This is a genomic window from Alkalibacterium sp., from assembly GCF_046484155.1.
Lineage (GTDB): Bacteria > Bacillota > Bacilli > Lactobacillales > Carnobacteriaceae_A > Alkalibacterium.
On the sequence record NZ_JAWOBT010000047.1, the window covers coordinates 44,911 to 67,488 of the forward strand.

Here is a 22,578-nt window from a genome sequence, read left to right on the forward strand (position 1 = left end):
AAAAGTATGACTCAATCATCAATAGATATACTAGAATACGTAGTGAAAGCGGCAGATTCAAAAAAAGCCGAAGAAATAGTAGCGTTGGATATGAGAGATGTTTCTTTGTTAGCAGATTATTTTGTTATTCTGCATGCAAATAATGACAGACAGTTAAATGCAATCTCTTTAAGCATATTAGAGGCAGCTGATAAAAACAATCAAGAAGTTAAGCGTATTGAAGGTAAAGATAACGCACAATGGATTCTTATTGATTTAGGAGATATCATTGTTCACTTGTTCAAAAAAGAAGAACGCGATTTATATAAATTAGAGCGCTTGTGGTCTGACGCAGAACAAGTTGATATTAGTAAATGGCTTGATTAATGACTTACAACTGGTTTGCAAAAGTATATGATAACCTCATGGATGATAGCCTTTACGATAAGTGGTTAGTCTATACAAAAAGATATATTCCGAATGGAGAAAAAATACTTGAACTTGGCTGCGGAACAGGCATACTGGGATTGAAATTAAAAAGAGATGGTTATGATATCACTGGTTTAGATTTGTCTGATGAAATGTTGAGTATTGCATACAACAAACAGCTTGATGAAGGCGTGACGTTTCCTTTGATACAAGGTGATATGAGAAATCTAGGGGATCTACCGATGTATCCTGGAATCATATGCTATAGCGATGCTCTGTGTTATATGGAAAACGAAAAAGAAGTTTTGCTCGTTTTTAAAGAGGTTTATAATCGCCTGGAGGAAAACGGAAAATTTTTATTCGATGTGCATTCTACTACTCAAATAGAAAATTTTTTAACATCATCGTTTCATGCAGAAACAGAAAACATTGTTTTTATGTGGGATAGTTTTGAAGGGGAATACCCTTATTCAGTTGAACATGAATTGTCTTTTTTTGTAAACAATAAAGATAATCTATATGAAAGATTTGAAGAAACGCATAAAGAAAGAACATATCCGATAAATGTTTATATGGAATTACTGCAAGAAGCGGGTTTTCATGCTATCGACGTCAGTGCTGATTTTAAAGATGATGTGAGCGAAGATAGTAAACGCTGGTTTTTTGCTTGCACTAAATAAGGAGTTAGTTTATGAAAGTATGCGGGGTTGTAGCCGAGTATAATCCGTTTCACAATGGACATTTGTATCATCTTCAAGAGGCTAAAAAGAAAACAGAAGCTGATGTTATGGTAGTAGCCATGTCAGGCAACTTCCTTCAAAGAGGGGAGCCGGCGATTGTAGATAAGTGGGACAGAGCATCACTTGCTTTACAACATGGTGCGGATATCGTCGTCGAGATTCCTGCAGCTTTTAGTGTTCAGCCAGCAGACTTATATGCAAAAGGCGCTATAGAACTGCTGGCTCATATGGGGATTCATGTATTAAGTTTTGGGAGTGAATCTGGAGAAGGTTCTGATTTTGTTCAAGCTGCAGCTGTTTATTCTGAGAAAGAAAAAGAAATAAATGATCTTTTTCGTAAAGAACAAAAACAGAAACTGACTTATGCAAAAAACATGAGCGACATTCTCTCAAAATATTTTCCGGAACTTGAATTGGATCTTACCCAGCCAAATAACATGCTGGGATTCGCTTATGCAAGAGTGCTGGAAAAATATAATAGGCCAATTGAAATTGAAACGATTCGTAGAAAAAGCAGTCACTATCATGATAGTGAAGTCGGGGCAGGTAATGAAATCGCCAGTGCAACGGCCATTAGAAATCTGCTGTTTTCTGAGAATGAGTGGACTGATTATGATATACTTCCTTTCCCTAAAGAAACAGAGGGGATTTTAAATAAAAGCAAACATGTTAACTGGGATGACTTTTTTTCTTATCTAAAATACCGAATATTGACAACCCCGCACTCTGAGTTAAGTCGGATATATTTAATGGAGAAGGGTTTAGAATATAGAGTAAAAGAAGTCATTAAAGAATCATCAAATATGAATGTTTTTTTATCTCGATTAAAAACAAAACAACTTTCATGGACAAGGTTGCAGCGTTTAAGCTTTTATATACTGCTTAATCAATCTAAAGCAGAAATGGAACAGATGACAGAGAGCGTAGAATATATACGTGTGCTAGGATTTAATGAAACAGGACAAAAACATTTAAATCAGATAAAACATCAGTTGAAAAAACCATTGATTACAAACATTAATCAAAAAAACAACAGATTACTCGCTTATGACATAGTGGTCGGGGACGTTTATAGATTGGCTGATCAAACTAGAATTAAAAGCCAAGATTATAAAAGAAAGCCGATTAAAATATATTGACATTGTCAGCTTAAACTAGTATAATTATTTTTGTTGCTCAATTAAGTGAAAACTTTTTAAAAGTAATAACTCAAGTGCCTAAAGTATTAGGTTGAAAAAGACGTTTAACACTGAGGTGAAGTCTATGAAAATCAAATGGGCATTAAATGAATTACAAAAATATCAGGATTCTGCTTTAGCTGTCGATGGATCTGTCGATTTAGAAAAGTCACTGAAAAAACGTGATGATGAAATAATCGCAGTAAGTCCGGTTTCCTTAAAAGGAAGCTTAACAGTTGAAGAAAAATCTGTTTATTATGTTGATTTGATAGTGAGAGTGATAATTACCATACCATCTTCCCGGTCTTTAGAACCAGTAGATGTGTCAATGGAAATTCCATTTTCAGAAATCTATCTAGCCCCCGATTCTCCTGTTAGTTTGGAACAATTTTCAGAAGAAGAGTTAGTCGAACGATTGTCCGCGGATATATTAGATCTCAATAAACCTATTGAGGATGCAATTTTAGCTAATAAACCCAGTCAAGTATTTACTGATGAAGAACTTGAGACGGATGATATGCCGAGCGGGAAAGATTGGATAGTTTTACCAGAAGATCAGCATAACGATGATACTAATTCATCTAATGATGAAGGAGATCCAAGATTTGCAATACTAAAGGATCTCTTCAAAGACGATAACGAGTAAATATATAGAATTCGAATCCTTTTAAGGAGGTGTGTTGGAAAATGGCAGTACCTAAAAGAAGAACATCTGTTAGCAGAAAAGCAAAAAGACGTGCTCATATCAAATTGGACCTTCCAAACATGAGTGATTGTCCTAATTGTGGCGAAGTTAAACGTAATCACCACATTTGCACTTCTTGCGGATTTTACGCAGGCAAAGAGGTCATCAATAAAGAAGCTTAATTTAATTGATCTATCGGATAAGTTAAATTATATTATATAAAAAAGTGTTTATGACTATTGTTCATAAACACTTTTTTGTTTCTCTTTATGTTATTATTTACATATGTAACTTCAAATTATAATTTGAAGATAAGAAATGGAAGTGACTTCGTGGGTTCATTAACAAATCTACTCCCTTTGATCGGGTTTTATTTAGTGCCTTTTATCACATTGGTTTTTTCGAAATGGATCAATAAACAATTTAATTTAATACGACTGTCGATAAAGGTTGTCGATGTGATTATCCCCTATATGATTTTACTTCTGTTTATCATCAGTCAACTCTACCTGACAATCAATCTTGTTCCTTACTTATTTATTTTGATCTCAGTACTTGGCATTCTTTTAGCGTCGTATTACACATTCTATAAACAAGAATTAAACCTTTATCTGTTTTTCAGAATATGGTGGCGCATTGTTTTTATTATCTGTTTAATTTCCTATACGGGTGCAGGTATCTGGGTGCTATATCAAGGAGTAATTTGAAGTAAGAGTCAGTCATGAAAAATTAATAAACAGGCGTTCCCTAGTCATATGTATCAATGACTAGGGCTTTTTTTTGTAAGTTTATAAATAAATGTATTTTAGAGAAATAATGTGGTGGAAAGTGGGGAATTGTGGTAGACTTTACCTTATAAGTGGGAAAGGGGCAGTGAAATGTTATTAGGCGAATACAAACATTCAATTGATGCAAAAGGCCGCTTGATTGTTCCAGCTAAATTTAGGGACGATTTAGGCGAACGTTTCATTGTGACCCGCGGATTAGACGGCTGTCTTTTCGGATACCCCATGGAAGAATGGAAACTACTCGAAGCAAAGTTAAAACAGCTTCCTCTTGCTAAAAAAGAATCGAGAGCGTTTACACGCTTCCTGTATTCAGCAGCTACTGAATGTTCACTAGATAAACAAGGAAGAATTAATTTACCCAACACATTAACTAAACATGCAGCGCTCGAAAAAACGTGTTATATCATTGGTGTGTCGGATCGTATTGAAATATGGAGCGAAGACAGATGGACCTCATTTGCTGAAGAAGCGAATGAATCATTTGAAGACATAGCTGAAGAAATGATCGACTTTGGATTCTAACACGGAAAGTCAGCAAAGGGGTACAAAAATGGCAGATTTTAAACATGAAACAGTACTATTAAATGAGACTATTGAGGGTCTCAATATAAAACCAGACGGTATATATGTCGACTGTACTTTAGGCGGAGCAGGACATACAGCACTTCTATTAAATGAATTAAGTTCAAAAGGTCACGTTTATGCTTTTGACCAGGATATGACGGCTATTGATAACGCCAGTCAGTTGTTATCTGAAGAACTAAATAGCGGGAAATTGATATTTATTCACGATAATTTCAGAAATATAAAATCCGCTCTAGAAGAGAGAAACGTTCTGAAAGTAGATGGTATTATCTACGATTTAGGTGTTTCATCTCCTCAGCTGGATGTTACAGAAAGAGGATTCAGTTATCACAAAGATGCTCGGCTAGATATGCGAATGGATCAATCTCAAGCGTTAACAGCTCACGATATCGTCAACAAATGGGATTACAGTGATTTGGTTCGGATTTTCTTTCGATACGGTGAAGAAAAATTCTCTAAACAGATTGCTCGAAAAATTGAAGCAAGTCGGGAAAACAAGTCTATTGACACGACACATGAATTAGTGGATATCATCAAAGATGCGATACCAGCCTTCGCACGTCGAAAAGGCGGTCACCCAGCCAAGCGTGTATTCCAGGCATTACGCATTGCAGTGAATGATGAACTGGGTGCTTTGGAAGATTCATTGGAGCAAGCCGTTGATATTTTAAATGTTGGTGGGCGTATAAGTGCCATCACATTCCACTCGCTGGAAGACCGAATAGTTAAGCAGTTATTCAAAAGTTATTCAGATCTACCAGAATTACCTCGGGGGTTACCGATCATTCCTGATCATAAACAACCTATCCTGAAGATGATAAATAGAAAACCTATTTTACCTTCCGAAGAAGAATTAAGTGAAAATAATCGTTCAAGAAGTGCAAAGCTGAGAATAGCTGAAAAACAAAGAGAAAAATAATGTAAGAATAACTTAATCCAGAAAGGAGAAGGTGACTAATGATGAATGATAATTTAGCTAGACAATTAGCTAATGAAACGCAACCCTTAACGCAACCCAAAAAGACTGAAAATAGAGAGAACGAAAAAAAATTACATAAAGGTTTAACTCGATTAGAGATGGCAGTTAGTGGTTTGTTTGGATTCGTTCTTTTCGCATTGGCTGTTGGCCATATTGCTTTATCAATGCAGGTTTCTACAACGAATAGAAGTATTCAAGACATTGAATCACAAGCAGCTATGGTTCAAATAGAAAATAGTAACTACGAACAGAATGTACAAGAATTGTCACGTTATGATCGTGTATATTCAATAGCCAAAGAAAATGATTTGAAAATGAATGAAGAACAAATTAGGAATGTGTTCAAATGAAACATATTAAAAGAAAATTAAAGGAGTCAAACCCTTTTCATAATAGAAAATATATAGCGATAGCGCTGTATATTTTTTGTTTTATCTTGTTTTTCGGTGTCTTTTCACGGTTTGCTATTATCATGGTAACTGGAGAAGTTAACGGGGAAAACTTAATTCAAAATGTGCATAACTTATATACAAGAAATAATACATTACAGGCTAACAGAGGGACAATTTATGATGCAAATGGGAACCCTATTGCGCTGGATGCAAATTCATATAAAATGATTGCTGTGCTGACAGATGAATGGTCAACACCAAAGCGTCCTATTCATATTCAGGATTCTGAGGCTGTAGCAGAAGTGTTGTCTCAACATGTATCAATGAGTAAAGAAGACCTGCATGACAGATTAATCTTGGACAACAGTCAAGTAGAATTTGGAAGTGCCGGCAACAATTTAACTTATGAAACAGTAAGCACAATTAAAGAAAAGTTAGAACAAAAAGAGTTGACAGGTATAACCTTTGAGGAGAAAAAAAGTCGACTATATCCAAACGGAACGTTCGCCTCTCACACGATCGGGTTAGCTCAAAGAGACAGTGAAGATGAGAGCAGTCAATCGCTCAAAGGTGTTATGGGTCTTGAAAAAGAATTTGATGACATATTAAGTGGTGAAGATGGGTGGATAGAGTATCAGAGAGATCGCTTTGGCTATGTCATTCCCAACCAGGAAATAGAAGAGGTTCTGCCTACTGATGGAAATGATATCCAGTTGACAATCGACAGACGAATGCAGATTTTTCTGGAAAGTATTGTCGAAGAAGTCAATGATGAACATAAGCCAGAAGCTGTTACGGCGACCTTGATGAATGCGAAGACAGGAGAAATTTTGGCAACAACCCAGCGTCCGACATTTAATGCAACAACTAAGGAAGGCATCGATCAAACTTGGCAAAATTTTTTGATTGAATATATCTTTGAACCCGGATCTACAATAAAAGTGATGACATTAGCGGCAGCAATCGAAGAGGGAACGTTCAGACCGAATGATTATTATCAATCAGGTAAGATTCAAATTGGCGGGGGCACTGTCCATGATGTCAAGCCAGAAGGCTGGGGATATATCTCTTATCTTGAAGGGCTGGCACGCTCCAGTAATGTTGCTTTCGTTCATCAAATTCAGGAAATGGGCTACGATAAGTGGAAGGATTATTTAGATGCCTTTGGTTTTGGTCAAGAGACAGGCATTTCTTTACCCAATGAATATGATGGGGCTAATCCATATAACAGTATACTCCAAAAATACCAGACATCTTTTGGTCAAGGCATTTCTGTAACGCCTATTCAAATGCTTCGCGCTTTTTCAGCCATTACTAATGAAGGCAATATGGTTGAACCTCACGTGGTTAAAAAAATAATAGACACGAAAACGGGTGAAGAAGAGCTAGTTGAAACTGAAGAAACGCCTACATTGATATCTAAAGAGACAGCTGCGCAAACACTTGAATATTTAACCGAAACAGTATACAGTGATGTAGGAACAGCCAGCGGGTATGAAGTAGAGGGTTTCGAAATCTCAGCTAAAACAGGGACGGCTCAAATCCCTAGTGAGACGGGCGGCTATCTATCAGGAGGTTCGAATTATATTTATTCAGTTGTCGGGATGGGACCTGTGGAAGACCCAGAACTAATCTTTTATGTTACTGTACAACAACCGGTATTAAACGGTGTTGGCCACGGGAGTCAAGTGGTTAAAAAAATATTTAACCCAGTTATGAAAAGAGCACTGGAATATTATTCTAATGAAGATGATAGTGAAATTGATTCAGTTGAAGAAAAAAATCAAATAGATAATGTTATTCAACAAAATACTCAAGCTGTGATCGATCAATTAAATGAAGAAGAAATAGAATACAGCATTATTGGTTCAGGTGATACGATTGTTCAGCAGTATCCCGATCCGGATGCTGAGATCGATGCATCAAACCGTGTCATGCTATTGACTAACGGAGCCATGACGCTGCCTGACTTGACAGGATGGTCAAAGAGTAATGTGTTGAAATTAACAGAATTGACGGGTATAGATGTTACTTTCGAGGGTGAAGGTTTTGTAATGTCACAGGATTTGCCCGCCAACGCCTTTATCGAGAGTGGAACTGAACTGACAATAGTTTTGTCTACTAATCAATAATTTAGCTAGTAAGGAAGGAATATAATAGTGCAAAGCATTCAATTGATATATCCATTACTATTAAGTGGAGTCATCGTTACAGGGTTAATGCCCGTATTTATAAAGTATTTTAAAAAAAAGCAACTGGGCCAGACAACTAGAGAGGAAGGTCCTTCTTGGCATGAAGCAAAGTCAGGAACGCCTACAATGGGCGGCATCACAATTATCATAGCTGTGTCGATCATATCTCTAATATTCAGTGTTGTCTTTCCAATCAATACGTTACTTGTTCTCTTACTTATCTTTATATTATTGGTTTATGGGACAATCGGCTTTATTGATGATTATATAAAAGTAATTATGAAACGTAATTTAGGATTAACAAGCTTGCAGAAACTAATCGGGCAAATAGTAGCGGCAATCCTGTTTTACTTTGGTGTGTCACGAGTCATAGATATTCAAAGTATCGCTTTGCCTTTTGGAAATGAAGTAGAATTAGGTTATTTTTACATCTTGTTTATTTTATTTTGGTTAGTGGGTTTTTCAAATGCCACGAATTTGACTGATGGCATCGATGGTTTACTGGCGGGTACTGGTTTTATCGCTTATTTCAGCTATACTATCATTGCTATTCTTCAAAATCAGTATGAAGTAGCTATTTTTACATCCGCAATCATGGGGGCTTTGATCGGTTTCTTTATTTTTAATAAAAAACCAGCCAAGATTTTCATGGGTGATGTCGGTTCACTTGCTTTGGGAGCGGGCTTAGCAGCGGTGTCTATCGTTTTGAATCAGGAGTGGACGTTACTTTTGATCGGGATAATATTCGTCATTGAAACGGCTAGTGTCATGATACAGGTTACCTCTTTTAAATTAACAGGTAAGCGTGTATTTAAAATGAGTCCGATTCATCACCATTTTGAAATGGTGGGATGGAACGAATGGAAAATAGTTATCATCTTTTCACTTATAACTTTAATTGCATCTTTATCAACGTTCTTAATGCTTTAATGTACTGAAAAACTGGTAGTAGCTTTCTACTTCCAGTTTTTTTAGATTCAGTGTAAACTTGTACATGAGTAATTCAGAATATTAGAGGAGTTTTTTATGAAAAATGCAACGCAATTCAAAAATAAAAATGTCTTGGTGTTAGGCTTGGCAGTCTCTGGCTATAACGCAGCTCTATTACTCAATCGACTTGGAGCTAAAGTGACCGTGAATGATTTTAAAGACTTAAGTCAAAGCACTGAAGCTAAAGATTTAACAGATAAGGGAATTGAAGTAATATCAGGAAGTCACCCTTTAGATCTATTAGAAGACCCAATTGATTTTATTGTTAAGAATCCGGGTATTCCATATACTAATCCTTTAGTAAAAAAAGCCAAAGATAAAAATATCTTGATCATCACTGAGGTGGAATTAGCTTATTTGATATCAGAAAGTCCAATTATAGCTATAACAGGCACTAATGGAAAAACAACGACAACAATGATGATTGAATTGATATTAAATAAAAATCGGTCTATTGGAAAAGCTTACGCAGTGGGTAATATAGGTACATCGGCCAGCATGATTGCTCAAGAGTCGTCTGAAAAAGATGATCTGGTAATGGAAGTATCAAGCTTTCAGTTAATGGGAATAGAGAGATTTCATCCAGCAATCGCAGTTATAACAAATATTTATTCAGCGCATTTAGATTATCATAAAACTAGAAATGAATATGTCGATGCGAAGTTAGCAATAGCTAAAAACCAATCTTCAGCCGATTACATGGTGTATAACTATGATCAAGATGAGTTGCGCGAGCTGGTATCAAGCACTGCGGCCGCAAAACTGGTGCCTTTCTCCCGTAAAAACGATCTAGATACAGGCGTTTATGTGAAAGACAATATTATTATGTATAACGGAGAGTCAGTGATGTCCACGGAAAATGTCTTGATTCCGGGGGAACATAATTTAGAAAATGCGCTAGCTGCTATAGCTGTTGCGAAACTTAAAAGTGTGAAAAATGAGGATATTATCAATGCATTTCAAGAATTTAAAGGTGTAGAACACCGCATGCAGCTAGTGGATACTATAGAGAATAGACGGTTCTATAATGATTCTAAAGCCACTAATTCCTTGGCGACGATCCATGCCTTAGAAGGATTCACTGATCCGATCGTGTTAATTGCTGGAGGCTTAAATCGAAACGAATCGTTTGATGATCTGGTCCCCCTATTACAGGAACACGTTAAAGCAATTATCACTTTTGGTGAAACAAAGCATGAACTAGCTGAAGTAGCCAAACATGCCGATATCGCTAAAATTATTGTAGCAGACAGCGTGTCTGAAGCGACGATAACAGCCTTTGAAAATAGTGAAGCCGGAGATGTGGTTTTATTGTCACCAGCTTGTGCAAGTTGGGATCAGTACACTAATTTTGAAGAACGAGGTAACGATTTCATCGATACAGTCAAGTCTATAAAGGAATCAGTCAAAGGAGGTTAAGCACAAACGTGCGCTTATTATGAAGATTTTAGTAACGGGTGGCGGCACAGGTGGCCATATATACCCTGCATTAGCTTTAATGAACAGAATGAAAGAATTAGATTCTGAAGCAGAATTTTTATACGTTGGGACTCATCGAGGGCTTGAAAGCACAATTGTCCCTAATCAAGGATACAATTTCGAATCGCTTAGGGTTGAAGGCTTTAAACGAAAATTAAGTTTTCAAGGAATAAAATACAATATAAAAACGATTCAACTGTTTGTAACGTCAATTAATAAGGCGAAAAAAATCGTCAGGAAGTTTGAACCAGATGTGGTGATCGGTACTGGTGGATACGTGAGTGCACCTGTATGTTATGCCGCATCAAAATTAAATATTCCCACGCTTATTCATGAACAAAACAGTGTGGTTGGGCTGACCAACAAATTTTTAGCAAAACATGTCTCGGCTATTGCTATTTGTTTTGATGAAGCTCGTGATCAATTTGGGAAACACAAAGAAAAGGTCGTCTATACGGGTAACCCTCGTGCACAGGAAGTGGCCGACCTTGTGCAGACAGATGTTTTGTCTGAATATCAACTAGATCCCGAAAAACCTACTGTTCTTATTTTTGGAGGAAGTCAGGGAGCATCGAGGATAAACGAGACAGTAAAGAATAGTTGGCCGCAGTTAACAAATAAACCTTATCAGACTTTATTTGTCACTGGTAAAAATCATTACGACCCTATTGTTAAAGAGTGGAAAGAATCGACACATTTTGTTTCCGATTCAGCATCAAATGGAGTGAGAATCGTTCCTTATATAAACAATCTTCCAGAGGTATTTGCCTCTGTTTCGTTAGTCGTTTCCAGAAGTGGTGCGACAACACTTTCAGAGTTGACATCATTAGGTATTCCTAGTATTTTAATACCTAGTCCAAATGTAACGGAAGATCACCAAACAAAAAATGCCCAAAGTCTTGAAAAAAAAGGCGCTGCTTTGGTATTGAAAGAAGAAGAATTAAATGCTGTGAATTTAGTTGGGAAAATAGATTTATTAATGAATGATAAAGAGAAACGAAAAACAATGAGCCACGCTTCTAAACAGCTAGGCAAACAAAATGCGTCGGATTTAATTATAAACATAATTGTAAATCTTTTAAAAGATGAAACACTTAGGAGATAGGAATATGAGTAATAATGAGGGGAAGCTTACAGAATCAGAAAAACTAAAAACATCAACAGAATCCTCTGTTATTCATTTGAAACGAGCAAGAAAGAGATTGATAAAGTGGGGAATAGTAGTTGGATCATTTTTATTAACATTGCTTATTTCACTTTATTTCGTCAGCCCGTATCGTTTAGTTAATGATATAAGTGTTTCCGGTTCTAAAGCAGTTTATGACCAGGTTATTCTAGATTCGAGCGGGTTAACTTCAGGAGATTCTATTTGGGAAGAATATATGAACAAAAGAAAAATAGAAGAAAAAATAGTGCAGGAAAACCGTCAAGTTGCACAAGCAGAATTGTCTTTATCAGGTATTCAGGATCTTGTTATTACAATCGAGGAATACAGGACAGTTGCTTATTTGTCTAATGATAATAAGTATAAAAAAATATTGGAAAATGGCGATATACTGGATGAAGCAGTTCCTCGTATCAGTGCTAACCAACCAATATTAAATGGGTTTGAAGAAGGTCCTCCTTTAGAGTGGCTGATTGATGAATATGAAAAAGTAGATGCAGATGTTCAAACGCTTATATCAGAGATCGATTATCTTCAGCATGATCGAAATGATATGCTGATAAGTGTTTTTATGAATGATGGCAACGAGATACTGGTTTCTATTCCTGTTTTTTCTGAACGAATAAATTATTATCACCAAATGAAAGCGGAAGTAGATAACGCTAAAGGACTGTTTGATTTAGAAGCAGGGGCATATTTCATTCCATTTACAGCTGATGTTGAAGACGACCCAGAAGAAATAGAGGGATTTGAATAAAAAGCAGGAGTAAACATCTCGTTTAACTCTTGCTTTTTTTCATTAAAAGCAGATATTTGCAATTGTCACACAAAAGTAATCGAAAAATACTGATAAATCAATAAACACTCTTCATTATAGCTGTCAATTTATGGTAAAATGATATGAGTAATAACTTTAAATATATAAATTCTTAAAAAATAGAGTATTTTAGACAGGAAAGTTTTGAAGATAGGAGGTTTCAATAAATTGAAAAATGGCGTTTATACGAGTTTGGATATTGGAACCACTTCAATTAAAGTCATTGTTTCTGAAGTTTTAAATGGTCAGATGAATGTTATTGGAGTTGGAAGTGAAAGAACAAACGGTATAAGTAAAGGCTTGATCATTGATATTGACGAAACAGCTCAATCAATAAAAAAAGCTGTAGAGCAAGCAGAAGAAAAGTCAGGTATTACAATCGAATCACTTATTGTGGGCGTTCCCGCATTGAACATTGAGATTAATCCATTTCATGTCAGCGTGGATGTATCCAGCGCTAATCAGGAAGTTAATGACTCAGTCATAGAGAAAATGGTGAAACAGATTCGCGAAAGAAAAGTTTCTTCAGATCAAACGCTTTTATCTGTGATGATTGAAGAATTTATTGTAGATGGATTTGATGGGATTAAAGATCCAAGAAAAATGGTTGGGAATCAAGTGGAATTGTACGGAACCGCTATGACAGTGTCTAAAACTGTTTTACATAATATTAAAAAAAGTGTAAATAATGCGGGCTATGCTATCGACGATGTCTTATTCCAGCCAAAAGCGATGTCGGAATTGATTATGTCAGAGGACGAACGTCGCTTCGGTACGATTCAAATAGATTTAGGTGGTGGACAAACAACTGTTTCCGCTATTCATGACCAGCAAGTTAAATTTTCAAGTATAATTAAAGAAGGCGGTTCAAACATCACAAAAGATATTTCAGTCGTCTTGAATACATCTTTAAAAAATGCTGAGAAGATAAAAAGAGAAGTTGGGTATGCGTATATCGATAATGAGTCCTTAGCGAATGATCAATCCATTACGATAGATGTCGTTGGTCAAGACAATACTATCCAAGTCAAAGAATCATATATTGCAGAAATAATTGAAGCAAGAATGGCTCAGATTTTTGAGAAAGTTAAAACTGAATTAGATGGCATCGGAGCACTTGAATTACCAGGAGGTATTATCTTGACAGGTGGCACTTCAGCTATTCCCAGAATAGAAGAATTAGCTGAAGAGATTTTCAATGTCCATGTAAAAAAATATATCCCGGATTTTATGGGTGTCCGTTATCCGTCATTTACAAACGCTATTTCATTGGTATATTATAAAGCGAATATGGATGACATCCATGAAGTAATGAATCATTATGTTTTGTTTAATGGAGAGACTCCATTACCCCAACAGGTTAAACTGCAGGATACAAAGCCAGTAAATACGAATGAAAAACAATTGAGTGAAAATACAGAAAACAATGAGACTATTATAGACAAGATCAAGAATTTTTTAACACATTTTTTTGATTGACAACTTATAATTTCTACAGGAGGAAAAATAGTATGGATTTAGAATTTGATTCTTTTGCTGCAAATGGAGCTAAGATAAAAGTGATTGGTGTCGGTGGTGCAGGTGGAAATGCTGTAAACCGAATGATTGAAGATGGCGTACAAGGCGTTGAATTTATTGTAGCTAATACTGATTTACAAGCGTTAGATATGATGAGTGCAGAAACTAAAATTCAACTTGGGCCTAAATTAACACGTGGTTTGGGTGCTGGAGCTAACCCGGAGGTTGGAAGAAAATCTGCCGAGGAAAGTGAAGAGGCATTAGCAGAAGCTTTAAAAGGTGCTGATATGGTCTTCGTTACTGCAGGAATGGGTGGCGGAACAGGAACTGGTGCTGCTGGAATCGTAGCAAGGATCGCTAAAGAGCAAGGCGCTTTAACCGTCGGTGTGATTACTCGACCGTTTACATTTGAAGGTCCTAAAAAAGGGCGTTTTGCGGCAGAAGGTATTGCATCTATGCGCGAGCACGTGGACACCTTAGTAACGATTTCCAATAACCGTCTACTTGAAATCGTAGACAAGAAAACACCTATGATGGAAGCCTTTAGAGAAGCAGATAACGTGCTGCGACAAGGTGTTCAGGGTATTTCTGATTTAATTACAAATCCTGGCTATGTCAACCTGGACTTTGCTGATGTTAAAACAGTAATGGAAAACCAAGGATCAGCATTGATGGGTATCGGTACAGCCTCTGGCGAAAACAGAACAGCTGAAGCGACTAAAAAAGCTATTTCATCTCCGTTGTTAGAAATATCATTGGATGGAGCCGAAAATGTATTGTTAAATATTACTGGTGGTTCTGACTTGACACTATTTGAAGCACAAGATGCTTCTGATATTGTATCAGGAGCAGCAACGAACGAAGTCAATATAATCTTTGGGACGTCGATCAACGAAGATTTGGGAGACGAGGTAGTCGTTACTGTTATTGCTACGGGTATTGATCCTGAAAAAAGAGGTTCTCAATCAAAACAAGCTAAACAGGCCAAACAAGTAGCCCAAAAAACTTCAAATCAAACTCAGTCAGTGAATAAAGAAAGAGATCCTTTTGGTAACTGGGATATTCGAAAAGAACCTAATCTAAGAGATCGACATAATGCTGATTTAGATGAAAAAGCTGAAAATAAAGTTGACTCTTCAAAAAACCTCTTTGATCGTGAGGATACTTCTGGGGATTCATCTAATGCTGAAGAAATGGATACTCCTCCTTTCTTCAGAAGAAGACGTAAATAAATCGTCAGAAAGGAAGAGTATAAATGAATTTAAAGGATAAATTAAATGATTATTTTTCTCTGAATGATAGTGATGACGACTTAGAATATGAACTGGAAGTTGCTTCGCCTCAAAAGGAGAATAAGATAACGACAGCTCCTTTAGCTTCACCTAATAATAAAAAGGTTAGCAATAAGACGGCTAGTCAAAATGTAGTTGCTATAAATCAACAACAAGCTTTAAAAAAACCACGAATAAAAGTGGTCGAACCTCGCTTATATTCAGAAGTACAGTCTATTGCTGATGTGTTGTTAAACAATCAGTCAGTTATTTTGAATTTCAGAAGAATGGAAAAAGAACAGGCCAAACAAATGATTGATTTCTTAATGGGGACGACCTATGCAATTAAAGGTGATATCCAAAGATTAGGAGAAGAAATATTCATCTGTACACCTCAATCGTTCGAAGTTGATGGTACAGAATTACAGGCGTTAAAAAATACTGATTTTTAATTAGAATGGAGCTCCAAAAGTAATTATGTTAGTTCAAATATTATCAGCGATCTATAGTTTGATTATGCAAGGTATTAATCTTTATAGAATTGCTTTAGTTGTTTATTTTTTGTTATCTTGGATGCCTGGCGGATACCAATCTAAGCTGGGACAAATTCTCATAAGGATTTGTGAACCGTACGTAGGTATATTCAGAAAATTTGTTCCACCTATCGGCATGATAAGTTTAGCAGGAATTGTTGCTTTTTTCGCATTGAATTTCATCGAGTATGGTGTACAAGCCGTATTTCAACTTTTATTTAATCTTTTAATACAAATTGGATGATGCTGAATGGAAAATTTATATCAACATTTTAGAGAAGATGAAAGACTATTTATTGATCACGTGTTGGATTGGATACAGAAGGTGGAATTACAATATTCACCTTATCTGACTCCTTTCTTGGACCCAAGGGAACAACATATTGTGGATACGATTATAGGTCAGCATAATGAAGTGAAAGCTGAAGCTTTTGGAGGATATGAGGCGGCTGAGAGAAAACGCCTTTATCTCTCTCCTTCATATTTTGAACCTGCACAAGAGGATTTTGAAATTAAAATCGCCGAGCTACGTTATCCTAAAAAATTTGCTGACTTATCTCATGGCAAAATTTTGGGAACACTTATGGGGGCAGGGGTAAAGCGAGAAATGATTGGAGATATTATCACTGATGGAGAACGTTGGCAATTTTTCGCTGACGTATCGATCATGCAATTTCTCCTTTCAACTTTAACCAAAATTGGTAACATAACCGTCCAAATCGAAGAAATCCCATATACGGAAATTCTTCTTCCTAAGGATACATGGGAGGAAAGAAATGAAGTTGTTTCTTCTTTGAGACTGGATGTCATATTGGCTAAAGTTTTTCACATTTCAAGACAAAAATCTAAAGAACTCATTTCATCAAAGAAAGTAAAAGTGAATTGGAATGAAACCGAGAGACCGGATATGTTACTAGGTATACATGATGTCCTTTCGATTCGTGGGTACGGTCGACTTCGGATAGAAGCAATCGAAGGGAAAACAAAAAAAGAAAAAATCAGACTCAAGATAGGTTTTTTAGACCGCAATAGATAAAAACTTGAGTCTGATTTGGACTTTTTTATATTAAGACAGTAATCAAATAATTATGGAGGTGTTTTTCCATGGCGCTAACACCAATGGATATACATAATAAAGAGTTCCCTGTTAGAATGAGAGGATATGATCAGGATCAAGTCAATGACTATCTGGATCAAATCATTAAAGATTACGAAATGCTTTTGAAGCAGAAAAAAGAAATGGAAAAGAAATTAGTTTTAGCTGAAGAAAAATTGGCTAACTATGATCAGATGCATGATTCATTAAATAAATCTATTTTAGTTGCGCAAGAAGCAGCTGACAGATTGAAACTTAATGCAGAAAAAGAAGCAGAAATGATTGCTAAAGAAGCAGGCACTGAAGCTTCAAATTTAAAACACGAAGCTGAAAATAATGCGGATGAATTATTAAAAGATGCGGTGACTAAGGCACGTAAAATCGAATTGGAAACAGAAGAACTAAGAAAACAGAGCAGAATATTTAGACAAAGACTCCAATTAATGATAGAATCTCAATTGGAATTAGTGAAAAAAGAAGAGTGGGATGATATATTACAACCCCCCTTCTCCGAACAACCTGAAATAGAGACAATCAAAGAAGTGAAAAAAGAATTGGATCAAAAAGACAGTGAAGAACGTTCGGGAGTAGCAGAGACCACTAAAGTATCATCTTTACCAATAGATAACAGTACTGATGATGAGTATGAAGAGGGCATGACGCCAGCTATTGAGCTTCCATAAATTAAATAATCAAAAAAAGCTTGAAACACCTTTTTGGTGAAAACTTCACAGAGAGTCAATGAGTGCTGAGAAATTGACAAGTAGAAACTGAAATTGATCCTTCAAGTCATCGGATAATGAAAAGAGTAATTATTCGCGTTTCCTGCGTTAAAGGATCGAGGAAAAGTAATGTTACTTTTCAAATTAAGGTGGTACCACGAAGATTTCGTCCTTTCGGATGGAGTCTTTTTTTTTGCATAAAAAAAATAACATTAAGGGTGATGAAATGGAAATGAAAGAGACGCTGAATCTGCTTAAAACACAGTTTCCTATGCGAGCAAACTTACCTAATAAAGAACCAGAAAGACAACAGGAGTGGAACGAACAAGATGTTTATAATCAGCGACAAGAGCTGAATAAGGATAAGTCGGCATTTATTCTGCACGACGGACCTCCTTATGCAAACGGGAATATTCATATCGGTCATGCTTTGAATAAGATATCAAAAGACATTATCGTAAGGTATAAATCTATGTCAGGTTTTCGTTCACCATATGTACCAGGGTGGGACACGCATGGTCTTCCGATTGAACAAGCACTCACGAATACAGGTGTGGATAGAAAATCAATGTCTGTTGCAGAATTCAGGAAATTATGTGAAGACTATGCCTGGAAACAAGTTAACAAGCAGCGCGAAGATTTTAAACGACTGGGTGTTGCTGGGGAATGGGATAATCCTTATGTTACTTTAACCAAAGATTATGAAGCAGAACAAATTCGTGTTTTCGGAAAAATGGCAGAAAAAGGTTATATTTATAGAGGCTTGAAACCGATCTACTGGTCACCATCAAGTGAATCCGCGTTGGCTGAAGCTGAGATTGAATACCATGATGTCCGTTCTGCTAATATTTATGTTGCATTTAACGTGAAAGACGGTAAATCTTTACTTGATACGGATACCTCATTTGTTATTTGGACAACTACTCCATGGACACTACCGGCTAATCTGGCTATCGCAGTTAAACCTGATGCAAATTATGGCGTATACGAAGCAGATGGCAGAAAATTTGTCGTGGCATCTGAAATGGCTGATGAAGTCGCTGAAACCTTGGAGTGGAACGAGGTCAAATTGATCAAAGAAATTCCAGGTAAAGATTTAGAAGGTGTTACAGCACAACACCCATTTTACGATAGAGAATCTCTGCTCATTATCGGGGACCATGTTACATTGGAAGATGGTACTGGTTTGGTTCATACCGCTCCTGGTCATGGTGAAGATGACTATATTGTGTGTCAAAAATATAAATTGCCCATCATATCACCAGTTGATGGTAGAGGTTGCTTTACTGACGAAGCACCTGGATTAGAAGGTGTATTTTACGATAAAGCAAACAAAATAATCACCGGATGGTTAGAAGAGAAGGATGCTTTATTAAAACTTGAATTCTTTACACATAGTTATCCGCATGACTGGCGAACAAAAAAACCTGTCATATTTAGAGCGACACCACAATGGTTTGCTTCTATAGATGATTTTAGACAAGATATTTTAGAGGCTGTTGAAAAAGTAGACTGGATACAACCATGGGGAATGCAACGTATATATAACATGGTGCGTGACCGTGGAGATTGGGTCATTTCGAGACAACGTGCATGGGGTGTACCTCTACCTATATTTTATGGTGAAAATGGAGAGTCAATTATTACCCCAGAAACAACTGAACATGCAGCTGAATTATTTGCTGAACATGGTTCAAATGTATGGTTTGAGAGAGAAGCAAAAGACTTATTACCAGAAGGCTTCGAACATCCTTCTAGCCCTAATGGTATATTTACAAAAGAAACGGATATTATGGATGTATGGTTTGATTCAGGATCTTCACATCATGCCGTTCTTCGTCAAAGAGAAAACCTTACATTCCCAGCTGATTTGTATTTAGAAGGATCTGATCAGTACCGTGGGTGGTTCAACTCCAGTATAACAACGTCGGTAGCCATAAATGGTGTTTCACCTTATAAAGCTGTTTTGTCACAAGGAATGGTTTTAGATGGGGCAGGTAAGAAGATGAGTAAATCGATTGGGAATGTCATCGATCCCAATAAAGTTATCAAACAAATGGGTGCAGACTTGATTCGTTTATGGGTTTCTAGTGTTGATACCCAAGCTGATGTTAGAGTAAGTATGGATATCTTAAAACAGGTATCAGAAGTATATCGCAAAATAAGAAATACCATTCGTTTCTTGATTCAAAATACAGAAGATTTCGATTTCAAAAAGGATGGCATTGCTTATGCCGACTTAAGACCAGTTGATCAATACATGATGAATAAATTGAATCAAACAGTCGAGCATGTCGTTGACGGTTATGAACGTTATAATTTCCCTGATATCTTTAAAGAAATCAATCATTTCTGTACGCTAGATGTATCGAACTTTTATGCTAACTTTGCGAAAGATATTCTTTATATCGATGCTCCGGATGCATACGACAGACGTGCGATGCAGACAGTCTTTTACCACATCGTTAGAGACTTGACTAAGATGCTCACACCAATCTTACCTCATACTGCTGAAGAAATTTGGAGTTATTTAGAAGAAGAAGAACAGTTTGTTCAGTTAGCCGAATTCCCTGAAGTGAAAGACTATAGTAATTCAGATGAGATATTAAACCAGTGGAAAGCATTCATGTCTTTACGTGATAAAGTGCTGAAAGCTAATGAAGTAGCCAGAGAAAATAAAGTCATTGGTAAAGACTTTGAAGCAAAAACAACCTTGTTTGTTTCCGAGTCAGTGAGAGAGCTATTAAATAGTTTGAACAGTGATATTAGACAAATATTGATTGCTTCAGAGATCGATGTGAAAGATTTGGAAGAAAAACCAGAAGACGACAGAATATTAGATTTCGAGAATGTATCCATTTTAGTTGAAAGAATGCAAGGGGATGTGTGTACACGATGCCGTATTACAACTGAGGATAGTATTCAGTTATCTGAAGATGAATTCTTATGCCGACGTTGTCATGATATCTGTGAAGAGCATTATCCAGAAGTATTGATTCAGGATTAATATATATATAAAAAGGACTTCTCTATGGTTTTTATTAGAGAAGTTCTTTTTTTATGAATCATTATGTTGAAATAAAACGGTTTCTTATGTATAATTTAAGTGTAATGGAGATTGAAAAGATTGACACAGTAATCATGTATCATGTTTGATGTCTGTTGCAATACATTTTTAGGAGGATGCACAATGGTTCAAGGGAAAGTAAAATGGTTTAACGCAGAAAAAGGTTTCGGATTTGTTGAGGTTGAAGGACATGAAGACGTATTCGTTCACTTCAGCGCAATAGATAGCGAAGGATATAAGTCACTTGACGATGGTGAAGAAATTGAATTTGATATCGTAGAAGGCGAAAGAGGACCGCAAGCTGCAAACGTAAGAAAAATATAAAACAGAAAAAAGACTTCCTTTTAAAGGAAGTCTTTTTTTATTTTATTTATTGAATTTAATTTTATAGACGGCTTGCAATCAAGTCGTATAAGAAAACGATTAAAATAGCACCGACAATAGCTGGTATAATATAAAAATCAGCTAATTGTGGCCCCATTTGGAATAATGCGTGGCCAGCCCAAGCGCCAATGAATCCAATTATGATATTACCAATAATACCACCGGGAACATTTGTACCAACGATAGCTTGACCGATTGCACCAATGATTCCTCCAATAATAAGTGACCAAATAAATCCTACCATACGTATCTCTCCTCTATCTGAATTATGATCTTGCTTACACAGTATATGAAACCGTCACATTTTATTCAAATTTTTTGACTCGAGAACTAAATAAATTTATTCAGTCGTATCATCGGGTTCGGTTAATTTTAGTAATTGGTCTCTTAAACGATTCTCTAACTGAGTGAGTTGTACTTCAGCTTCTTTGCGTTTAGATCGTCCTTCTCTTTGAATATTTAACGTTTCTTCTAAAGTCTCCATTAAATCTGACTGTGTTTTTTCAAGTGTGTCTATATCGATGATGCTTCGTTCGTTTTCTTTTGCTGTTTCGATAGAAGAAATTTTCAGCATTTCGGAATTTTTTTTCAGCAATTCATTAGTAGTTTCCGATACTTGTCTTTGAGCAGTTACGGCTTCTTTTTGGCGAAGCAGTGTCAATGCAACTACGATCTGATTTTTCCACAAAGGAATAGCTGTGTTAATAGAAGTTTGGATTTTTTCTGATAAAGCCTGATTCGTATTCTGAATGAGACGAATCTGTGGTGCCTGCTGGATAGTCATTTGACGAGCTGTTTTTAAATCATACACACGCTTATCAAGTCGATTCAAAAATTGATTCAAGTCATTGACTTTTTGGACTTCCATCTGATTTTCACTCGATTCAGCATGTTCAATCGCTTTAGGGATGGTTTTACTTTGTAATTCTTCTATCTTGACTTCTCCCGCAGCAATATAAACATTTAAAGCTTCAAAATAGTCATAATTTTTATCGTATAATTCTTCAAGCATTTCATTATCATTTAATAAAAGTTCACGTTCTTTATCTAATTTAACAGCTATTTTATCTACTTGGGCACCTATTTTTTGGTACTTAGCTGTCGTTTCATAAATAGACCGATTGATTTTTCTGAACATCTTTTGAAAAAAATTTTGATCTTCAGCTTTCAATTCATTAGGGTCAGCTTCTTTTAATCGAAACATCAAGTCATTGAGCGTTTCACCAATTTGATTGGTTTCTTGATTTTGGACATGGCTGAGAACAGAATGAGAGAACTCACCTAATTTTTGTTGAGCCTGAGCGCCATAATCCAAAATGGAATCACTGTTAGACTCATCTATTTGTTTGGCTAGTTCGTAAGCTTGTGTCTTGCGTTGGTCACTGAGTGTATCGATCACTTTTTTTACTTCAGTTTTTTTTGTCAACGATCGACTCGCTTTTTTGACCTTGTCAATATCTGTTTTTTCTGAACCAAATGGGTTTGTGAGTAAATCATCAATGTCTGCTGATTTATGGGTATCAAACGAATTTTCGTGATTATTTGGCATAGGTTACACCTCTCGTATAATTTTTATATTGGATTCGAGT

Annotated in this window: 24 protein-coding genes; 22 read left to right on the forward strand and 2 right to left on the reverse strand. The window is 36.2% G+C overall.

Annotated elements, in window-relative coordinates:
• Window positions 1–6: 6 nt before the first annotated feature.
• The 22 genes from rsfS to R6U02_RS03845 all read left to right on the forward strand — a co-directional run bounded on the left by rsfS (window position 7) and on the right by R6U02_RS03845 (window position 20,929).
• On the forward strand, window positions 7–366 hold the full coding sequence (gene rsfS, locus R6U02_RS03740) for a ribosome silencing factor (protein ID WP_410262293.1): 360 nt from the start codon (window positions 7–9) through the stop codon (window positions 364–366).
• Window positions 366–1,088: a class I SAM-dependent DNA methyltransferase gene (locus R6U02_RS03745; RefSeq protein WP_410262294.1), complete on the forward strand. Its 723-nt coding sequence runs from the start codon at window positions 366–368 to the stop codon at window positions 1,086–1,088. Before rsfS ends, R6U02_RS03745 begins: the two co-directional genes overlap by 1 nt.
• 11 nt (window positions 1,089–1,099) lie before the next feature.
• Window positions 1,100–2,287 carry a nucleotidyltransferase gene (locus R6U02_RS03750; RefSeq protein ID WP_410262295.1) on the forward strand — a complete coding sequence of 396 codons (1,188 nt, stop codon included), beginning with the start codon at window positions 1,100–1,102 and terminating at the stop codon, window positions 2,285–2,287.
• Window positions 2,288–2,411: 124 nt separating this feature from the next.
• Window positions 2,412–2,972, forward strand: coding sequence for a YceD family protein (locus R6U02_RS03755; RefSeq protein WP_410262296.1), 561 nt, complete (start codon window positions 2,412–2,414; stop codon window positions 2,970–2,972).
• A gap of 41 nt (window positions 2,973–3,013) precedes the next feature.
• Window positions 3,014–3,193: a 50S ribosomal protein L32 gene (gene rpmF, locus R6U02_RS03760; protein ID WP_410262297.1), complete on the forward strand. Its 180-nt coding sequence runs from the start codon at window positions 3,014–3,016 to the stop codon at window positions 3,191–3,193.
• Between the two features lie 87 nt (window positions 3,194–3,280).
• The gene (locus R6U02_RS03765) at window positions 3,281–3,718 is read left to right on the forward strand and encodes a DUF3397 family protein (RefSeq protein ID WP_410262298.1); all 438 of its coding nucleotides are present in this window, start codon (window positions 3,281–3,283) and stop codon (window positions 3,716–3,718) included.
• 171 nt (window positions 3,719–3,889) lie between these two features.
• Window positions 3,890–4,321 carry a division/cell wall cluster transcriptional repressor MraZ gene (mraZ, locus tag R6U02_RS03770; protein ID WP_071847426.1) on the forward strand — a complete coding sequence of 144 codons (432 nt, stop codon included), beginning with the start codon at window positions 3,890–3,892 and terminating at the stop codon, window positions 4,319–4,321.
• Between the two features lie 28 nt (window positions 4,322–4,349).
• On the forward strand, window positions 4,350–5,303 hold the full coding sequence (gene rsmH, locus R6U02_RS03775; protein WP_410262299.1) for a 16S rRNA (cytosine(1402)-N(4))-methyltransferase RsmH: 954 nt from the start codon (window positions 4,350–4,352) through the stop codon (window positions 5,301–5,303).
• 38 nt (window positions 5,304–5,341) lie between these two features.
• The gene (ftsL, locus tag R6U02_RS03780; RefSeq protein ID WP_410262300.1) at window positions 5,342–5,713 is read left to right on the forward strand and encodes a cell division protein FtsL; all 372 of its coding nucleotides are present in this window, start codon (window positions 5,342–5,344) and stop codon (window positions 5,711–5,713) included.
• Window positions 5,710–7,887, forward strand: coding sequence for a penicillin-binding transpeptidase domain-containing protein (locus tag R6U02_RS03785; protein WP_410262301.1), 2,178 nt, complete (start codon window positions 5,710–5,712; stop codon window positions 7,885–7,887). The genes ftsL and R6U02_RS03785 overlap by 4 nt, the downstream gene beginning before the upstream one ends.
• A gap of 27 nt (window positions 7,888–7,914) precedes the next feature.
• Window positions 7,915–8,877, forward strand: a complete 963-nt coding sequence (gene mraY / locus R6U02_RS03790) for a phospho-N-acetylmuramoyl-pentapeptide-transferase (protein ID WP_410262302.1) — start codon at window positions 7,915–7,917, stop codon at window positions 8,875–8,877.
• A 96-nt stretch (window positions 8,878–8,973) separates the two neighbouring features.
• On the forward strand, window positions 8,974–10,356 hold the full coding sequence (gene murD / locus R6U02_RS03795; RefSeq protein ID WP_410262303.1) for a UDP-N-acetylmuramoyl-L-alanine--D-glutamate ligase: 1,383 nt from the start codon (window positions 8,974–8,976) through the stop codon (window positions 10,354–10,356).
• A gap of 19 nt (window positions 10,357–10,375) precedes the next feature.
• On the forward strand, window positions 10,376–11,521 hold the full coding sequence (murG, locus tag R6U02_RS03800; protein WP_410262304.1) for an undecaprenyldiphospho-muramoylpentapeptide beta-N-acetylglucosaminyltransferase: 1,146 nt from the start codon (window positions 10,376–10,378) through the stop codon (window positions 11,519–11,521).
• Window positions 11,522–11,525: 4 nt separating this feature from the next.
• A complete protein-coding gene (locus R6U02_RS03805) occupies window positions 11,526–12,338 on the forward strand; it encodes a cell division protein FtsQ/DivIB (protein ID WP_410262305.1) in 813 nt (270 codons plus the stop codon).
• 228 nt (window positions 12,339–12,566) lie between these two features.
• A complete protein-coding gene (ftsA, locus tag R6U02_RS03810; protein WP_410262306.1) occupies window positions 12,567–13,877 on the forward strand; it encodes a cell division protein FtsA in 1,311 nt (436 codons plus the stop codon).
• A gap of 32 nt (window positions 13,878–13,909) precedes the next feature.
• Window positions 13,910–15,148, forward strand: coding sequence for a cell division protein FtsZ (gene ftsZ / locus R6U02_RS03815; RefSeq protein ID WP_410262307.1), 1,239 nt, complete (start codon window positions 13,910–13,912; stop codon window positions 15,146–15,148).
• 23 nt (window positions 15,149–15,171) lie between these two features.
• The gene (locus tag R6U02_RS03820) at window positions 15,172–15,639 is read left to right on the forward strand and encodes a cell division protein SepF (RefSeq protein WP_410262308.1); all 468 of its coding nucleotides are present in this window, start codon (window positions 15,172–15,174) and stop codon (window positions 15,637–15,639) included.
• Window positions 15,640–15,703: 64 nt separating this feature from the next.
• Entirely contained in the window at window positions 15,704–15,964 is a 261-nt protein-coding gene (locus R6U02_RS03825; RefSeq protein ID WP_410262330.1) for a YggT family protein, read from the forward strand.
• Between the two features lie 6 nt (window positions 15,965–15,970).
• Window positions 15,971–16,756: an RNA-binding protein gene (locus R6U02_RS03830; RefSeq protein WP_410262309.1), complete on the forward strand. Its 786-nt coding sequence runs from the start codon at window positions 15,971–15,973 to the stop codon at window positions 16,754–16,756.
• A gap of 68 nt (window positions 16,757–16,824) precedes the next feature.
• A complete protein-coding gene (locus tag R6U02_RS03835) occupies window positions 16,825–17,499 on the forward strand; it encodes a DivIVA domain-containing protein (protein WP_410262310.1) in 675 nt (224 codons plus the stop codon).
• Window positions 17,500–17,764: 265 nt separating this feature from the next.
• Complete coding sequence (gene ileS / locus R6U02_RS03840) at window positions 17,765–20,545, forward strand: isoleucine--tRNA ligase (RefSeq protein WP_410262331.1); 2,781 nt, start codon at window positions 17,765–17,767, stop codon at window positions 20,543–20,545.
• Between the two features lie 183 nt (window positions 20,546–20,728).
• Complete coding sequence (locus R6U02_RS03845) at window positions 20,729–20,929, forward strand: cold-shock protein (protein ID WP_410262311.1); 201 nt, start codon at window positions 20,729–20,731, stop codon at window positions 20,927–20,929.
• 61 nt (window positions 20,930–20,990) lie between these two features.
• Here the strand turns inward: R6U02_RS03845 and R6U02_RS03850 are convergent, their stop codons facing one another.
• Together R6U02_RS03850 and R6U02_RS03855 are read right to left on the reverse strand one after the other, a co-directional pair.
• A complete protein-coding gene (locus R6U02_RS03850; RefSeq protein ID WP_410262312.1) occupies window positions 20,991–21,233 on the reverse strand; it encodes a GlsB/YeaQ/YmgE family stress response membrane protein in 243 nt (80 codons plus the stop codon).
• A gap of 96 nt (window positions 21,234–21,329) precedes the next feature.
• Entirely contained in the window at window positions 21,330–22,538 is a 1,209-nt protein-coding gene (locus R6U02_RS03855) for a toxic anion resistance protein (protein ID WP_410262313.1), read from the reverse strand.
• Window positions 22,539–22,578 lie beyond the last annotated feature (40 nt).

Bases quoted from the DNA above. Each gene is read 5' to 3' on its own strand.
- R6U02_RS03750 (WP_410262295.1), top strand. From the start codon at position 1,100: ATGAAAGTATGCGGGGTTGTAGCCGAGTATAATCCGTTTCACAATGGA.
- R6U02_RS03820 (WP_410262308.1), top strand. From the start codon at position 15,172: ATGAATTTAAAGGATAAATTAAATGATTATTTTTCTCTGAATGATAGT.
- R6U02_RS03850 (WP_410262312.1), bottom strand. From the start codon at position 21,233: ATGGTAGGATTTATTTGGTCACTTATTATTGGAGGAATCATTGGTGCA.
- ftsZ (WP_410262307.1), top strand. From the start codon at position 13,910: ATGGATTTAGAATTTGATTCTTTTGCTGCAAATGGAGCTAAGATAAAA.
- ftsL (WP_410262300.1), top strand. From the start codon at position 5,342: ATGATGAATGATAATTTAGCTAGACAATTAGCTAATGAAACGCAACCC.
- R6U02_RS03745 (WP_410262294.1), top strand. From the start codon at position 366: ATGACTTACAACTGGTTTGCAAAAGTATATGATAACCTCATGGATGAT.
- R6U02_RS03805 (WP_410262305.1), top strand. From the start codon at position 11,526: ATGAGTAATAATGAGGGGAAGCTTACAGAATCAGAAAAACTAAAAACA.
- R6U02_RS03845 (WP_410262311.1), top strand. From the start codon at position 20,729: ATGGTTCAAGGGAAAGTAAAATGGTTTAACGCAGAAAAAGGTTTCGGA.
- R6U02_RS03785 (WP_410262301.1), top strand. From the start codon at position 5,710: ATGAAACATATTAAAAGAAAATTAAAGGAGTCAAACCCTTTTCATAAT.
- R6U02_RS03855 (WP_410262313.1), bottom strand. From the start codon at position 22,538: ATGCCAAATAATCACGAAAATTCGTTTGATACCCATAAATCAGCAGAC.
- R6U02_RS03765 (WP_410262298.1), top strand. From the start codon at position 3,281: ATGTTATTATTTACATATGTAACTTCAAATTATAATTTGAAGATAAGA.
- R6U02_RS03825 (WP_410262330.1), top strand. From the start codon at position 15,704: ATGCAAGGTATTAATCTTTATAGAATTGCTTTAGTTGTTTATTTTTTG.
- murD (WP_410262303.1), top strand. From the start codon at position 8,974: ATGAAAAATGCAACGCAATTCAAAAATAAAAATGTCTTGGTGTTAGGC.
- rsmH (WP_410262299.1), top strand. From the start codon at position 4,350: ATGGCAGATTTTAAACATGAAACAGTACTATTAAATGAGACTATTGAG.
- rsfS (WP_410262293.1), top strand. From the start codon at position 7: ATGACTCAATCATCAATAGATATACTAGAATACGTAGTGAAAGCGGCA.
- rpmF (WP_410262297.1), top strand. From the start codon at position 3,014: ATGGCAGTACCTAAAAGAAGAACATCTGTTAGCAGAAAAGCAAAAAGA.
- murG (WP_410262304.1), top strand. From the start codon at position 10,376: ATGAAGATTTTAGTAACGGGTGGCGGCACAGGTGGCCATATATACCCT.
- ileS (WP_410262331.1), top strand. From the start codon at position 17,765: ATGGAAATGAAAGAGACGCTGAATCTGCTTAAAACACAGTTTCCTATG.
- R6U02_RS03755 (WP_410262296.1), top strand. From the start codon at position 2,412: ATGAAAATCAAATGGGCATTAAATGAATTACAAAAATATCAGGATTCT.
- R6U02_RS03835 (WP_410262310.1), top strand. From the start codon at position 16,825: ATGGCGCTAACACCAATGGATATACATAATAAAGAGTTCCCTGTTAGA.
- R6U02_RS03830 (WP_410262309.1), top strand. From the start codon at position 15,971: ATGGAAAATTTATATCAACATTTTAGAGAAGATGAAAGACTATTTATT.
- mraZ (WP_071847426.1), top strand. From the start codon at position 3,890: ATGTTATTAGGCGAATACAAACATTCAATTGATGCAAAAGGCCGCTTG.